The organism is Aquitalea sp. ASV15, from assembly GCF_016429115.1.
GTDB lineage: Bacteria > Pseudomonadota > Gammaproteobacteria > Burkholderiales > Chromobacteriaceae > Aquitalea > Aquitalea magnusonii.
This window is the reverse complement of record NZ_JAELTZ010000003.1, coordinates 1-15,014: the sequence shown is the minus strand read 5'-3', so window position 1 is coordinate 15,014 and position 15,014 is coordinate 1. Positions and strand designations below refer to the sequence as shown.

At 62.7% G+C, this 15,014-nt stretch carries 14 protein-coding genes; 11 read left to right on the top strand and 3 right to left on the bottom strand.

What is annotated here, in order from left to right:
- Positions 1–12: 12 nt before the first annotated feature.
- Both JHD64_RS01775 and JHD64_RS01770 read right to left on the bottom strand, forming a co-directional pair.
- Positions 13–480, bottom strand: coding sequence for a hypothetical protein (locus JHD64_RS01775; RefSeq protein WP_059287270.1), 468 nt, complete (start codon positions 478–480; stop codon positions 13–15).
- 26 nt (positions 481–506) lie between these two features.
- Positions 507–1,403, bottom strand: a complete 897-nt coding sequence (locus tag JHD64_RS01770; protein WP_059287271.1) for a LysR family transcriptional regulator — start codon at positions 1,401–1,403, stop codon at positions 507–509.
- A gap of 315 nt (positions 1,404–1,718) precedes the next feature.
- Between JHD64_RS01770 and JHD64_RS01765 the strand changes: the two genes are divergently transcribed.
- The 3 genes from JHD64_RS01765 (at position 1,719) to acs (ending at position 5,739) form a co-directional block, all read left to right on the top strand.
- Positions 1,719–2,030, top strand: coding sequence for a DUF485 domain-containing protein (locus tag JHD64_RS01765; RefSeq protein WP_110313207.1), 312 nt, complete (start codon positions 1,719–1,721; stop codon positions 2,028–2,030).
- A complete protein-coding gene (locus JHD64_RS01760) occupies positions 2,027–3,706 on the top strand; it encodes a cation acetate symporter (protein ID WP_059287272.1) in 1,680 nt (559 codons plus the stop codon). The genes JHD64_RS01765 and JHD64_RS01760 overlap by 4 nt, the downstream gene beginning before the upstream one ends.
- A gap of 68 nt (positions 3,707–3,774) precedes the next feature.
- Positions 3,775–5,739 (top strand): acetate--CoA ligase, encoded by a 1,965-nt coding sequence (gene acs, locus JHD64_RS01755; RefSeq protein WP_110313208.1) that lies wholly within the window; start codon positions 3,775–3,777, stop codon positions 5,737–5,739.
- Positions 5,740–5,835: 96 nt separating this feature from the next.
- On the opposite strand, the gene JHD64_RS01750 is transcribed toward acs, so the two are convergent.
- Positions 5,836–6,753 carry a bestrophin family protein gene (locus JHD64_RS01750; RefSeq protein WP_199052066.1) on the bottom strand — a complete coding sequence of 306 codons (918 nt, stop codon included), beginning with the start codon at positions 6,751–6,753 and terminating at the stop codon, positions 5,836–5,838.
- Between the two features lie 130 nt (positions 6,754–6,883).
- Between JHD64_RS01750 and JHD64_RS01745 the strand changes: the two genes are divergently transcribed.
- The 8 genes from JHD64_RS01745 to JHD64_RS01710 form a co-directional block, all read left to right on the top strand.
- Positions 6,884–7,627, top strand: a complete 744-nt coding sequence (locus JHD64_RS01745) for an ABC transporter substrate-binding protein (protein WP_199052065.1) — start codon at positions 6,884–6,886, stop codon at positions 7,625–7,627.
- Positions 7,628–7,756: 129 nt separating this feature from the next.
- Positions 7,757–9,601, top strand: a complete 1,845-nt coding sequence (locus tag JHD64_RS01740; RefSeq protein WP_199052064.1) for a DUF294 nucleotidyltransferase-like domain-containing protein — start codon at positions 7,757–7,759, stop codon at positions 9,599–9,601.
- A 97-nt stretch (positions 9,602–9,698) separates the two neighbouring features.
- Positions 9,699–10,253, top strand: a complete 555-nt coding sequence (locus JHD64_RS01735) for an Rnf-Nqr domain containing protein (protein WP_199052063.1) — start codon at positions 9,699–9,701, stop codon at positions 10,251–10,253.
- Positions 10,250–10,831, top strand: coding sequence for an electron transport complex subunit RsxB (gene rsxB / locus JHD64_RS01730; RefSeq protein WP_110313211.1), 582 nt, complete (start codon positions 10,250–10,252; stop codon positions 10,829–10,831). Before JHD64_RS01735 ends, rsxB begins: the two co-directional genes overlap by 4 nt.
- Complete coding sequence (gene rsxC / locus JHD64_RS01725; RefSeq protein WP_199052062.1) at positions 10,828–12,672, top strand: electron transport complex subunit RsxC; 1,845 nt, start codon at positions 10,828–10,830, stop codon at positions 12,670–12,672. The genes rsxB and rsxC overlap by 4 nt, the downstream gene beginning before the upstream one ends.
- Positions 12,669–13,451, top strand: coding sequence for an RnfABCDGE type electron transport complex subunit D (locus JHD64_RS01720; protein ID WP_199052061.1), 783 nt, complete (start codon positions 12,669–12,671; stop codon positions 13,449–13,451). The genes rsxC and JHD64_RS01720 overlap by 4 nt, the downstream gene beginning before the upstream one ends.
- A gap of 104 nt (positions 13,452–13,555) precedes the next feature.
- Complete coding sequence (nth, locus tag JHD64_RS01715; protein ID WP_059286558.1) at positions 13,556–14,188, top strand: endonuclease III; 633 nt, start codon at positions 13,556–13,558, stop codon at positions 14,186–14,188.
- Between the two features lie 102 nt (positions 14,189–14,290).
- A partial coding sequence (locus JHD64_RS01710) for a trypsin-like peptidase domain-containing protein (protein WP_199052060.1) occupies positions 14,291–15,014 on the top strand: 724 nt, incomplete at its 3' end.

Sequence of the window (15,014 nt, the reverse complement as noted above, 5' to 3'; positions counted from 1 at the left end):
ACCAGCGGGTGATCAGGGTTTTTGTTGCTTCCACACCCGGCGCATGTCGCGGGCGGCATTGAGCGAGGCCGATGAAAAACTGGTGGCGGCAAAATGTCCGACCTGCCGGCTCATCTTGCTGACCGCACTGCCGGAACTCTGCCCCAGTTGTAGCGCCTGCTTCATCACGGCATAGGACGGGTGCAGGCCGGATTGTTCCAGTTGCTGCAGCAAATGCTTGTGCATTTCATTAAGCGACTTTTCCGCCGCCAGCATCAGGTCGCGCTGATTGTCGGCCTGGGCCTGCAGCAGCGACACCCCGCTGAGCAGGCTGCCATCGATGCGGTTTTGCACTTCGCCCTCGGCCAGGGGATAGGCCGGCAACCAGGCAGCCGTCCAGCTCAGACAGGCATCCTGCTGGGCATCCAGCAAACGGCGCTGACTCAGCTCCATGGCACTCAGGTAACGCTGAAAAGCGCTGGCAAACCACTCGTAAGCCATGGGTATTCCTCTTAGCTCGCTGCGGGTTAGTGTGCAACATCCGGGCTGAGCGCCCAGACGCGTATCAGTTCCTGCAGCAAGGCTTCCAGAATCGGATCGCCCACCCGGTCGGACGGATAGACAAACTGCAGCTCGGCCAGTTTGCGCACTGTCGGCACAACCGTCAATCGTCCGGCGGCTTCCCACTCCAGCGCTTCCTCTTCCCGCGCCAGCGCCACGCCCACGCCACAGGCCACCAGTTCCAGCACGGCGGCCAGATTGTCGCTTTCTGTCACCTTCTTCGGCGAAATATTGAGTTCACGCCACAATTCGGCGGTAATTTTGGACAGGCTGGAGAATTGCGACAGTCCCACCCAGGGCAGTCGTCCCAGCTCCTTGGTGTTGTTCAGATCGATGCGGTTTTTCCAGCCATTGGGCAGCACGATGCGAAAAGGCAGATTGGTCAGCAACACGGTATTGACGTTGACGTAGGGGTTTTTCCCCAGATAAAAACCGGCGTCCAGCTCCTTCTTGCGCACCAGGTTCAGCACTTCGCCGGTGACGCCGTGTTGCAGTCGCAGGTCCAGCAGCGGGTATTTTTCCACCAGTGCTGCCACCCACTCGCCGGCTTTCAGGGTGGCCGGAGTCAGTGTCAGACCGATCAGTGCCTTGCCGCCGGTCTGTCCTTTCAAGCCTTTGGCGTGATTGATGATTTCTCGTGCCGAAGCCAGGATGGACTGGGCCTGTGGCAGCAGTTCCTGCCCGGCGCGCGTCATGGTGACCCCGCCGGCTGTTCGTTCGAACAAGGGCATGCCCACTTCTTCTTCCAGCGCCTTGATCTGGGCGGTGACCGCTGGCTGGGATAAATGCAGCAATTCTGCAGCCTGTGTCAGATGGCCCTGCTGGGCCACGGTGACAAAGGTCCTCAACTGATAGATTTCCATGTACGACCTGTTCTCTCTGCCTGTAGCAAGGTGACTACATTTTCCTGTTTTCCGGATCTTATCTTTGCGAACATTTTGGCGTCATTACTGCATTTACCACAAGAATTTCACGGTATTTTTGCAAAAAAAACCGCACCATCCACAGGGTGAATGGAGTAAAAATACCACAGTAAGCTATTGATTAATATTGGTTTTTGCAATGCAACATCGGCCTGACAAATTTTATTAATCAAAAAAAGCGATTAGCAGGAGCGGCCAGTCGTCCCTTATGTTTCGGACAGCGGTCAGACGATCGTTACGACAAAGGAGGATGCAATGAACGAGGACGTACTCAAGAAAGTACAGTCCAACCCGAAGTTCAAAGAGCTTGTTCACAAGAAGACAAGCCTGGGTTGGCAGCTCAGCATCGTGATGCTGGTGATTTACTACGGCTTCACCTTGGTGCTGGCCTTTTCCCCGTCTACCCTGGGCGCCCCGCTGGCCCCCGGCATGACCATGACTGTAGGCATCCCGGTAGGGATTCTGATCATTCTTTCCGCTTTCTTGCTGACCGGCCTGTATGTGCGCAAAGCCAACGGCGAGTTTGACCAGCTCAACCGCGAGATCGTTGAGGAGGCACAAAAATGAAAAAATGCACTGGCTCTCTCGCTCTTGCAGCATTATCGCTTTTCCCGGTACTGGCCTTTGCCTCCGGCGCCATCGAAGGTGATGTGAAGCAACAGGCCACCAACTGGCACGCCATCATCATGTTCGTGGTGTTCGTGGCCTTTACCATGGGCATTACCTACTGGGCAGCCCGTCGTACCCGCTCCGCCTCCGACTTCTACACCGCCGGTGGTGGCATTAGCGGTTTCCAGAATGGCCTGGCCATTGCCGGTGACTACATGTCGGCGGCGTCCTTCCTGGGCATTTCCGCCATGGTGTTCGACAAGGGTTTCGATGGCCTGATTTACTCCATCGGCTTCCTGGTCGGCTGGCCGGTGATTCTGTTCCTGGTGGCCGAGCGCCTGCGCAACCTGGGCAAATACACCTTTGCCGACGTCGCATCCTACCGCCTGCAACAGACCCCGGTTCGTTCCTTCGCCGCCACCTCCACCCTGATGGTGGTAGCGATGTACCTGATCGCGCAGATGGTCGGTGCCGGCAAGCTGATCCAGCTGCTGTTCGGCATGAGCTACTCCTCTGCCGTGATCATGGTCGGCATCCTGATGGTGTGCTACGTGCTGTTTGGCGGCATGCTGGCCACCACCTGGGTACAGATCATCAAGGCCGTGCTGCTGCTGTGTGGTGCTTCCTTCATGGCCTTCATGGTGCTGTCCACCGTGGGTTTCAGCCCGGAAATGATGTTCGAGAAGGCGGTTGCCGCCCACGCCAAGCACGCTGCCATCATGGCGCCGGGCAAGGCTGATCCGGTAGATTCCATCTCGCTGGGCATGGCGCTGATGTTTGGTACTGCCGGCCTGCCGCACATCCTGATGCGCTTCTTTACCGTGTCTGATGCCAAGGAAGCCCGCAAGTCGGTGTTCTACGCCACCGGTTTCATCGGCTACTTCTACATCCTCACCTTCATCATCGGTTTTGGCGCCATCATGCTGGTACTGAACCAGCCTGGCATGATGGAAACCGTGACCAAGAACGGCAAGGAAGTACATCAGCTGATCGGTGGCAGCAATATGGCCGCCATCCACCTGGCCAATGCCGTGGGCGGTGACATGTTCCTGGGCTTCATCTCTGCGGTTGCCTTCGCCACCATCCTGGCCGTTGTAGCAGGTCTGGCCCTGTCCGGCGCCTCTGCCGTCTCGCACGACCTGTACGCCTCCGTCATCATGAAGGGCAAGGCCAACGAGGCTGACGAAATCCGCGTATCCAAGATCACCACCGTCGTGCTTGGCATCATCGCCATCGTGCTGGGTCTGGTGTTCGAGAAGCAAAACATCGCCTTCATGGTGGGTCTGGCCTTCTCCATCGCGGCTTCCGCCAACTTCCCGATCCTGTTCCTGTCCATGTTCTGGAAGGGTCTGACCACCCGTGGTGCAGTCATCGGCGGCTTTGTCGGCCTGGTATCGGCCATCCTGCTGATTGTGGTAGGACCGACCGTGTGGGTTGACATCATGAAACACCCGACTGCCCTGTTCCCGTACAAGAATCCGGCCATCTTCTCCATCACCCTGGCTTTCGTCAGCACCTGGTTGTTCTCGGTCACTGACAAATCCAAATCGGCTGAAGATGAAAAAGCCAAATTCGATGCCCAGTTTGTCCGTTCCATGACCGGTATCGGCGCAACCGGCGCTTCCAAGCACTAATCGTTTCACCTGGGGCCGCATCCTGCGGGATGCGGCTACAGCACTACAAGACTTACAAGGAGAAGGTAATGTCCACTCTCGAATCCATTCTGAAGGAAACCCGTAGTTTTCCGCCGTCCGACGATTTCCGCCACAAGGCGACCGTGTCGGGCATGGAGGCCTACAACGCACTGTGCGAACAGGCCGACGACAGCTACCTGTCCTTCTGGGGGGATCTGGCCCGCGAGCTGATTACCTGGAAAAAGCCGTTTTCCCGGGTTCTGGACGACAGCAATGCCCCCTTCTTCAAGTGGTTTGACGATGGCGTGCTGAATGTTTCCTACAACTGCCTCGACCGTCACCTGCCGCTGAACGCCAACAAGATCGCCCTGATCTTTGAAGCGGATGATGGCGAAGTAACCCGTGTCACCTATTCCGAACTGCACCGTCGTGTCTGCCAGTTTGCCAATGGCCTGAAGAGCCTGGGCATTGCCAAGGGCGACCGTGTGGTCATCTATATGCCGATGGTGATCGAAGCCATCGTGGCCATGCAGGCTTGCGCCCGTATCGGTGCCATCCACTCCGTGGTGTTTGGCGGCTTCTCCGCTGGCGCGGTACGTGACCGCGTCCAGGATGCCGGTGCCAAGCTGGTGATTACCGCCAATGAAGGCCTGCGTGGTGGCAAGACCGTCCCGCTGAAAGCCACAGTGGATGAAGCACTGGCACTGGAAGGCTGCGAGTCGGTACAAAATGTGGTGGTTTACCAGCGCACCAATGGTGGCGCACAGTGGACCGAGGGCCGCGACATCTGGTGGCACAAGCTGGTGGAAGGCCAGGCCGAAGCCTGCGAACCGGAATGGATGCTGGCGGACGACCCGCTGTTCATTCTGTATACCTCCGGCTCCACCGGCAAACCCAAGGGCATCCAGCACAGCAGCGCCGGTTACCTGCTGGGCGCCATCAACAGCTTCCGCTGGGCCTTCGACTACAAACCGAATGATGTGTACTGGTGCACCGCCGATGTGGGCTGGATTACCGGTCACTCCTATATCTGCTACGGCCCGCTGGGCATCGGCGCCACCCAGGTGGTGTTCGAAGGCGTACCGACCTACCCGGATGCCAGCCGTTTCTGGCGCATGATCGAGCAACACAAGGTCAGCATTTTCTACACCGCACCGACCGCCATCCGTTCGCTGATCAAGCTGGGCAACGACCTGCCCAAGCAGTTCGACCTGTCCAGCCTGCGCCTCCTGGGCACCGTGGGCGAGCCGATCAATCCGGAAGCCTGGATGTGGTACTACGAAGTGGTGGGCGGTGGCCGCTGCCCTATCGTGGACACCTGGTGGCAAACCGAAACCGGCTCGGCGATGATTGCGCCGATTCCGGGTGCCGTGCCCACCAAGCCGGGCTCTTGCACCCTGCCGCTGCCGGGCATCATGGCCGACATCGTCGACGAATCCGGTGCGCAGGTGGAACCGGGCCGCGGTGGTTTCCTGGTGATCAAGAAGCCCTTCCCGTCCCTGGTGCGCACCATCTGGAACGACCCGGAGCGCTTCAAGAAGACCTACTTCCCGGACGAATTCAATGGCCAGTACTACCTGGCAGGCGACTCGGCCAACCGTGATGAAAACGGCTACTTCTGGATCATGGGCCGTATCGACGATGTGCTGAACGTATCCGGCCACCGTCTGGGCACCATGGAAATCGAATCGGCGCTGGTAGCCAACCCGCTGGTGGCGGAAGCCGCCGTGGTCGGCAAGCCGCACGAGGTGAAGGGCGAAGCCGTGGTGGCCTTCGTGGTACTGAAGGGCGCGCGTCCGGAAGGCGACGACGCCAAGAAGATTGCGGCCGAACTGAAGAACTGGGTAGCCCACGAAATCGGCAAGATCGCCCAGCCGGACGACATCCGCTTTGGTGAGAACCTGCCCAAGACCCGCTCCGGCAAGATCATGCGCCGCCTGCTGCGCTCGATTGCCAAGGGCGAAGAAATCACCCAGGACGTTTCCACGCTGGAAAACCCGCAGATTCTGAGCCAACTGCAGAATCCGCTGTAAACAGACTGTTTCAGGAGCACACTGACCTTGCGCCCGGTGATTTCACCGGGCTTTTTTTTGTCTGTCCCGCGGGTGGCGGCGCGAGGGTCATCCGGTTCAATACAGATAGATACCCTGAGGCTGCGGTGCGGTAACCGGCATCGGCTGCCCTTGCATCTCGCGCACGGCCAACTCGATGGTGTGGCACAGCGCTGCCAGCGGCAGATCATTGCCCTCGCGGCCAAATGGTTCTTCCAGCTCCTCGCCGATCACCTCCAGCGCCAGATAGGTATAGGCAATGAACACGGCGATCGGCGGCGTCAGCCAGCCTATGCTGCTGACCAGACCCATTGGCAACAACAGGCTGTAAATGGTGACCGTGCGGTTGAGCAAGACCCGGTAGGTGTAGGGAATGGGCGTGCCACCGATGCGTTCGCAGCCGCCCAGCACCTCAGACATGGTATTCAGCTTTTGATCCAGCGCCTGCCATTGCCATTCGCTGATGATGCCCTCGGACTGTAGCTGCAGGATCAGCTGGCCCAGCCGGCGCAGAATGATGGCGGGGCGGAAACGTGCGCCATCCACTTCGTCGAGCAGGTCGGCCGGCAGCAGGCGCTGCATGTGATCGCACTCCGGCTCCTCGCGCAGTTGCGCTTTCAAGGCATAGGCAAAGGCACAAATCAGGTCCAGCACCTGTGCCACCTGCGGATGCTGTGGTGCGGCCGCCAGCAGCTGGCGGGCAATGGAACGATTCACCACCAGCAGGGCACCCCACAGCTTGCGCGCTTCCCAGAAACGCTCATAGCTGACCGAGTTGCGAAAACCCAGGAAAATCGCCAGTGATACCCCCAGCAGGGTAAAGGTGGGAATGCTCAAGGCCGAATCGGCATGGCTGCTCAGCCACCAATGCCGCGCCGCTGCCGCCAGCAGGGCGATCAGGAACACCAGCAGCAAGCGCGACAGAATACGCGGCAATACCGAGCCATTCCACACAAACAGCAAACGAAACCAGGGCACGGGAGAACGGACAATCATGGGCAAATAGCATTCAGAGGCAGAGATTCCGGCATGATAAGACATTGCCGATTTTGTTGCAGTGCAAAACAACAACAGCATCCAGACTTGCACCCTACCCGCCATGATCTACAGTGGATGGATGGAATCCATGTCCCCCACCCTGCTGGCACTGACACTGGGCCTGGTACTGTATGCCGGCCCGGCGCAGGCCGGTGCCATCACCATCGCCTGCGAAGACAATCTGCCACCGTTTTCCAGCGGCCCCAGCGGCCAGGAACACGGCATCGTGGTCGACATCATCCGCCAGATCACCCAGGATCTCGGCCTGAGCGATGCCATCCACCTCTTCCCCTGGAGCCGGGTCTATGCCATGGGCCAAAACCAGCCCAATACCTTGGTCTGCGCCATGGCACGCACCCCGGAGCGGGAAAACCTGTTCCAGTGGGTGGGCGAAGTGATTCATTCGCCGCCGGTATTGCTGATGCTGGCCGATAATCGCCAGCATCTGCCCAAAGATGGCCGGCTGGACGACTATCGTCGCTACACCATCGGCGTGCTGCATGGCTCCTACCAGGAAAAATACCTGCTGGCACACGGTTTTACCGCGCTGGAGCCGTTTGCCTCCTACACCCAGGGCTACCAGATGCTGCGCGCCGGGCGGATTGATCTGTGGGCTGCCAATCAGCTGACCGCCTTTTCCACCGTGCGTCAGCTGCAGGACGACCCCGGCCGCCTGCTGCAAACCGCCTTTGTCTTCCGCGAGCTGCCACAGGGCATGTCGATGGCCTTCAGCCTTGGCACCCCGCGAGCCACGGTGGATGCCTTCCGCAAGGCGCTGGAAGCCATCAAGCGCGATGGCCGCTACCAGAAAATCCTCAACCAGAACGGCTAGACAGCCAGACCAGTTGTCCGCGCGACCCGCAGCGGTACGCCCTGCGCGCGGATTTCCCCAATACCGTCGTTACATCCTGCTCACTATATTAAGGTTGCCATCCCGGCCCAGCCCTCTCCGGAGCCTTACATGCCAACCCCCTTTCCGGCCGACTGGCAGGCCCTGCTCCAGCACGAACCCTTTGCCGCCATGGCAGCGGAGCAACTGGCGCTGCTGGCCGGCCAGGCACGCCGCCAGCACTATCCGCGCGGAGCCAGCCTCACCAGCCCGCAAGCCGGCCCCGCCAGCCAGCTGTTCATCGTGCTGGAAGGCCAGGTACTGGCCGAAGACATCTATAGTGGCCAGGTCTTTGCCCTGCTAGGCCAGGGTGAAATGTTTCCACTGGGAGCCCTGCTGGCGCAGCGGCCGGTCACCAATCACTACCGCGCCGACAGTGACTGCATGGTATTGCAGCTGCCACAGTCAGCCTTTGTGGCACTGTGCCAGCAGTCTGCCGCCTTCCAGCTGTTCTGCACCCAGCGGCTGGCCAATCTGCTGTCGCGCGCCCGCCAATTACACCCGGCGGCGCTGGGCGGACAGGGGCTCAGCCTGCACACCCCGCTTGCCGCGGTAATCCAGCGGCCGGCTGTCTGCTGCCGGCCGGAAACCACGCTGCGCCCCTTGCTGCAACTGATGCAACAGGAAGGGGTGGGCTCGGTGGTCATCACCAGTCCCGAGCAGCGCCTGCTGGGCCTGTTCACCCTGCGCGACCTGCTGGACGCCCATCTGGCCGGACATGCTGACGACACCCCGGTACAACAGCTGATGCGCCAGCCCAGCTGCCTGCTGCCGCCCAGCGCGCTGGCCAGTGAAGCCATGCTGGCGCTGGTCCAGAGTGGCGAACGCCATGTCATGGTGTGTGAAGGCATGACCCTGGTGGGCATCGTGTCCGAGCATGACCTGTACCGCCTGTCGCGGCTGGACATGAAGGAAATGCTGCAACGGCTGAGCCGCTGCGACAGCACGGCCGCCCTGTCCGGCGTGGCGGCCACCTTCCGGCGGCAGGTACTGGCGCTGTTTCAGCAGGGCATGGATGCCAATGCCACCACCCGTCTGCTCAGTCTGTTCAATGACCAGCTGCTGAACCGGCTATGCCAGCTGCACCTGGGCGCAGCCAGGCTGGAGGAGGTGGAAATCTGCTGGCTGCAACTGGGCAGCAGCGGCCGCCAGGAAAACACCCTGACCTCGGACCAGGACAGCGCACTGGTTTTCCGCTGCGACGATGCCTTGCGCCAGCAGCAACTGGCCCAGCAACTGCCGGCCATTGCCCAGCGCATCAGCTCGGCGCTCAGTGCCTGCGGCATTCCGCTGTGCCGTAACGGACTGATGGCGGGCCATCCCAGTCACTGCCTGTCCTACGCCGACTGGAAGGACAGCGTGATCCAGCAATGGCAGCATGCAAGCCAGGACAGCACGCATGGAGTCCTGTATCTGGACCTGCGCCCGGCCTGGGGTCAGCACAAACTGGGGCTGGAGCTGGCCGGACAATTGCGCCAGCTGGCCAGTCAGCCGGCGGCACTGCGTGCCCTCAGCCGCAGCGCCCGCCGCTATCAGCCACCACTGGGCTGGAGCGGACGCCTGCAAACCGACCAGGATGCACAACTGGACCTGAAAGCCGCGGTCGATTTTTTCGTCGACGCCGCGCGCATCCTGGCCTTGCATGCCGGCTCGGCCGCCAGCCGAACCAGCGAACGCTTTGCCGCTGCCGCCGGCTTGCCCGGCCTGTCCGCCAGCGCCTGCCAGTCTTTTGCCGACAGTGCACAATTCCTGCAAGCGCTGCGCCTGCGCCACCAGCTGGCCTGCCAGGAGGCAGGGGCGCGGCTGGACAATATGATCCGCCCGGCCGAGCTGGGTACGCTGGATGCACGCATCCTGAAGGAAACCCTGCGCCAGGCACGCAAGCTGCACGCCTGGCTGGCACAGCAGCTGCCCTGAGCCACGACCGCAGCGCGCCGCCCTGCTGGTAGCAAGGTTGTGGTCCGGGCAGGAAACCCGGATAATTTTGCGGTTTTGCTTCCTGGATGATCCGGCCATGAATTTTGGGCTCTATCTGCCGCTGCTTGCCGGGCTGGCATTCTGCAATCATTGCCGGCGCCCCGCTGACGACCAGGCTGATGCACTGGCACTGCCGGCCGCCATCGCCATGGGGCTGGCCACCGCCATCATGCTGCTGCTCGGCGGCGGCCTGCTGACGCTAGCCGACAGCGCCCGCCCCGGCCTGCCCTTGCCGCTGGTCGCCAGCGTGCTGCAAGCGGCCAGCGCCCTGTTGCTGGCCGGTGCACTGCAGCGCCTTGCCGCTGGCACCGCTGCTGCGCTGGGACTGCACTGGCCCCTGCTGCTGCTAAACAGCCTGCTGGCCGGACTGCCGCTTTACTTCCTGCCATCCGCCAGCAGCGCCGCGGCCTCCCTGTGCGCAGCCTTGCTGAGCGCCGCCCTGTTCACCTTGCTGCTGGCCCAGTTCGCCACCCTGCCACAACGCCTGCAACGCTGCGCCCTGCCCGCTCGCTTGCAGGGCCGGCCCGCCCTGCTGCTGTGTGCACTCATCATCGCGCTGGCCTTGCACGGCCTTGGAGCCCGCCTGTCATGACCCTTGTTCTTCGTTTGCTGCTGCTGTTGCTGGCCATCTGGCTGCTGGGGAAAGTCCTGCGCAGCAGCGCACAGAAATTACGCCCAGCCACCAGCACCCTGCCGCCGCTGGCCGAGCGCATCGATGCCATCCTGCCGCAAACCCAGTGCGGTCAATGCGGCCACGCCGGCTGCCTGCCTTATGCCCAGGCGCTGGCACGCGGCGAAGACAGCATCAACCGCTGCCCGCCGGGCGGCGAGGACGGCATACGCAAGCTGGCCGCCCTGCTGCATACCGACTACCTGCCCTTCGCCGCCGATGCCCCGCCGCAAAAGCCCAAGGCGGTGGCACTGATAGACGAAGCCACCTGTATCGGCTGTACCCTGTGCATCCAGGCCTGTCCGGTCGATGCCATTCTGGGTTCGGCCAAACAAATGCATACCGTGCTGGCCGATGAATGCACCGGCTGCGAATTGTGCCTGGCCCCCTGTCCGGTGGACTGCATCAGCATGCGCCCGGCCACCAGCCAGCCAGCCGACTGGCGCTGGGGCTATCCGGTCATCGCCATCAAGGCCGTCAAACCGGGTAGCAGCTCATGAGCCGCCCATCCATCCTGCCGGCCCACACCGACCCCGGCAGCCAGCCACTGCTTACCCCGCCGCTGCCGGCCCAGCTCAGGCTATGGCTGCAGGGCGCCAGCTGCTGTGTCGAAGTGGGCCAGCGCGTGCTGAAACACCAGTTGCTGGCCGAGGCCGACAGCGAGTTCGGCGTGGCCGTCCATGCCCCGACCTCCGGCCACATCCGTGCCATCGGCCCGCTGCCGCAAGCCCTGCCCGACGCGCCGCTGCTGGATGGCCTGCAACTGCAGCCAGACGGGCTGGACGAAGCGCTGTCACTGCCCGCAGAAAGCAACTGGCCAGCGCTGTCAGCACTGGCGCTGGCCATGCGGCTGCAAGACATGGGCGTCATGGGGCAGCATGGCCCGTTGCTGCCGCTGGCGTGGGCTGCCAAGGCGTCACCGCTGGCACTGCTCATCATCAATGCGGTGGAGAACGAGCCTTTTCTGCAGGCCGACAGCATGCTGCTGTGCGAACAGGCGGCCGCCGTGGCCGAAGCCATGGCCATGCTGGGCCGCATACTGCAGCCGGCGCGGCTGGTACTGGCCATCCAGCAAGAACAGGGAGCGGCCATCAATGCCCTGCGCAGCCTGGCAGCAGACCAATGCTGGCAGCTGGAAGTGATTCAAGCCCCCTACCCGGCAGGGGATGACGCACAACTGCTGCGGGCGCTGGCGCGACCAGAAGAAAGCGGCAACAGCCTGTGCCTGCCAGTCGCCGGTGTCCATGCTGCTGGTCGGGCCATCCTGCATGGCGAGCCATGCGTCAGCCGCATCGTCACCGTCAGCACGGCCCCCAAGCAGTCCCACAATATGCGCGCCTTGCTCGGCAGCCCGGTGTCCGACCTGCTGGCCTGCGCCGGCCTGTCCTCGCAGCAGCATGCCCTTGTCCATGGTGGCGGATTACGCGGCTTTGCCTTGCCCGATGCCACCATCGGCATCCACCAGCACAGCCACTGCCTGCTGGCGCTGCCCAAGCAGCCTGCGCTGACTGCCCAGCCCTGCATTCGCTGCGGTGATTGCGCCAGCATCTGTCCCAGCCAGTTGCAGCCGCAGGAACTGTACTGGCACTGCAGCCGACAAGAGCTGGCACAAGCACAGCACTGGCGGCTGGCCGACTGCAGCCAGTGCGGCCTGTGTAGCGCCGTCTGCCCCAGCCAGCTGCCCTTGCTCGACAGTTTCCGCCTGGCCAGCCAGCAACTGCTGCTAGCCGAGCAGCAACAGTGCGCCGCCGACGCAGCGCGCCAGCGCCATCGCTTCCGCCAGTTCCGCCTGGAAAGGGACAAACAGGAAAAGGCGCAGCGTCTGGCCGAACGTGCGGCGCAACAAGCCGCCAAGCTGGCCCAGCAAGCGGCGGCACCCACCAGCCACACCGAGCCGGCAGCCACTGCCGCAGACAAACAGGCAGCCATTGCAGCCGCCATGGCCCGTGCGGCGGAGCGGCAGCAGCAGCGGCCAGCGGTCGCGCCCTCGGTCAATAGCAGTGAGCGCGAAGCAGCCATTGCCGCCAACCGTCAGGCAGCCATCGAAGCAGCCATGGCCCGCGCCGCCGCCCGCAAGGCGGCACAAGAGGCCGCCAAGGCCGCAGCCGCGGACGCACCGGACATGGCCAAGGACAAGGACGAAGACCAGAACAAGCCGGGGCTGAACCAGCAACAGCAGGCGCTGATTCAGGCCGCCATGCACAGGGCCAATGCACAAAAAACCGCCGCCAGCAGCAGCCCGGCCAGCCTGGACCAAGACAAGAAGGCGCTGATTGCCGCCGCCATGGCGCGCGCCGCAGCGCACAAGGCCGCTGGCGATGAGACAGAGCAGGATAAATGATGAACACACCCGTGATCCGACTGGCCCCGACCCTGGCAAGCCGTAACCGCCAGCAACTGCTGGCCTTGTTGCCGGCCATCGCCATCCAGCTCTGGCAATGGGGACCGCCGGCCTTGCTGGCACTGGCCAGCGCCAGCGCCAGCGCCCTGCTGGCCGACAGCCTGGGCCTGGCCTGGCGCCGCCAGGCCATATGGCCCGGCTTGCGCCAGGGCGAAGCGCTGTTGACGGCCGTGCTGCTCAGCCTGCTGCTGCCCGATGCGGCAGTGCCACTGCTGTGCCTGTGCACGGGCGGCGCCATCCTGCTGCTGCGCCAGCTGTTTGGCGGCAGCGGCAGCAGCCTGTTTCACCCGGTGGCCGGCGGCCTGCTGCTGGCGGCCCCCTGGCTGCCGGCCGCCCTGCCACACGCCGATATTCCGCTATCACTCGCCTTGCTGGCCGGCGGCCTGTGGCTGCTATGGCGCGGCCTCCTGCGCTGGCAGGCGCCGCTGGGACTGCTGCTGGTGGTATTGATCGCCCTGCCGGTGGGCAGCGGCTGGCTGCTCGGCCAGAGTGCGCTGTGGCTGCTGGCCGGCTGGGTGATGAGCGATGGCAGCGCCACGCCCATCACCCCCCGTGGCCGACTGATTTATGGTCAGGCTGCCGGCATGCTGTGCATCAGCTTTGTCACGCTGACCACCCAGCCGGACGCCGGCGTGACCCTGGCCGCCTGCCTGCTGCTGCTCAGTGCCAGCGTCCCCTTGCTGGACAGGCTGACGCTGTCACCGGGCCCTCGCACGTAGAAACCGCAACCCATACGAGACGGCGGCGGCCTGCGTTACAATGATGCAGACCGCTTAAGCCGCTGCGGTCATCCCCGTACCGAACCAGCCCCAACCGACATGCCATGAACGCCACCAAGCGCTACGAGATTTTCCGCCGCCTGCGCGAGCACACCCCCAAGCCGACCACCGAGCTGGAGTATCGCACGCCCTTCGAGTTGCTGATTGCGGTCTTGCTGTCGGCCCAGGCCACGGATGTCAGCGTCAACAAGGCCACCCGCCCGCTGTATGCGGTAGCCAATACCCCGGCCGCCATGCTGGCACTGGGCGAGGAAACGGTGGCGGATTACATCAAGACCATCGGCCTGTTCCGCACCAAGGCCAAAAACGTCATTGCCACCTGTCGGCTGCTGCTGGAAAAACACGCCGGTGAGGTCCCGGATGACCGGGCTGCGCTGGAAGCGCTGCCCGGTGTGGGCCGCAAAACGGCCAATGTCGTACTGAACACCGCCTTCGGCCATCCCACCATTGCCGTGGACACCCATATTTTCCGGGTATGCAACCGCACCCGGCTGGCTCCCGGCAAGGATGTGCGCGAGGTGGAAGACAAGCTGATGAAATACGTGCCGGCCGAATTCCGGGTGGATGCCCACCACTGGCTGATCCTGCATGGCCGCTATGTGTGCAAGGCGCGCAAACCGGACTGCCAGCACTGTGTGATTGTCGATCTCTGCGAATATCCGGCAAAACCGGTATGATTGAAAACAGTCCGTGCCTGATGACGATTCAGGCCGGATTACCTGGAAAAACAGCGGATCGCCCCTATATCCGTCTGAAAGCCTCCCCGAAAGGATAACTCTGTGACTCCGTATCTTCGCACCATCGTCGGCGCCCTTCTGGCTGCGTCGTTGCTCTCGGGTTGCGACAAGATCGAAAGCCTGTTCCACAAGCAGAACCAGCCGGCTCCGGTGGCGGTTCCTGCCCAGTCGGACGGCCGCGTCGCCATGTTGCTGCCTGATTTCACCCAACTGGTCGAACGCGACGGACCGGCCGTGGTGAACATCCAGGCCAATCGCACCGATGCGGCGCCACAGCAAAGTGAAATGCCCTTCCCGGTGCCGGAAGACGATCCGCTATTCGATTTCTTCAAGCGCTTCATCCCCAACCAGCCCAATCAGCAGGATCAGACCCCGGAAGAAAGCATCTCCTTCGGCTCGGGTTTCATCATCAGCGATGACGGCTTCATCATGACCAACGCCCATGTGGTGAATGGCGGCACCCAGATCAAGGTCATGCTGACCGACAAGCGCGAGCTGAAAGCCCGTCTGGTCGGCCTGGACAAGCGCACCGACGTGGCGCTGCTGAAAGTGGATGCCTCCAGCCTGCCGGTGGTCAAGATTGGCAGCCCGTCCCAGCTCAAGGTTGGCGAATGGGTGGCCGCCATCGGCGCGCCCTTCGGCTTTGAAAACACGGTCACCGCCGGCATTGTCTCGGCCAAGGGCCGCAGCCTGCCGGATGAAAACTACGTGCCCTTCATCCAGACCGACGTGGCCATCAATCCGGGCAACTCCGGCGGCCCGCTGT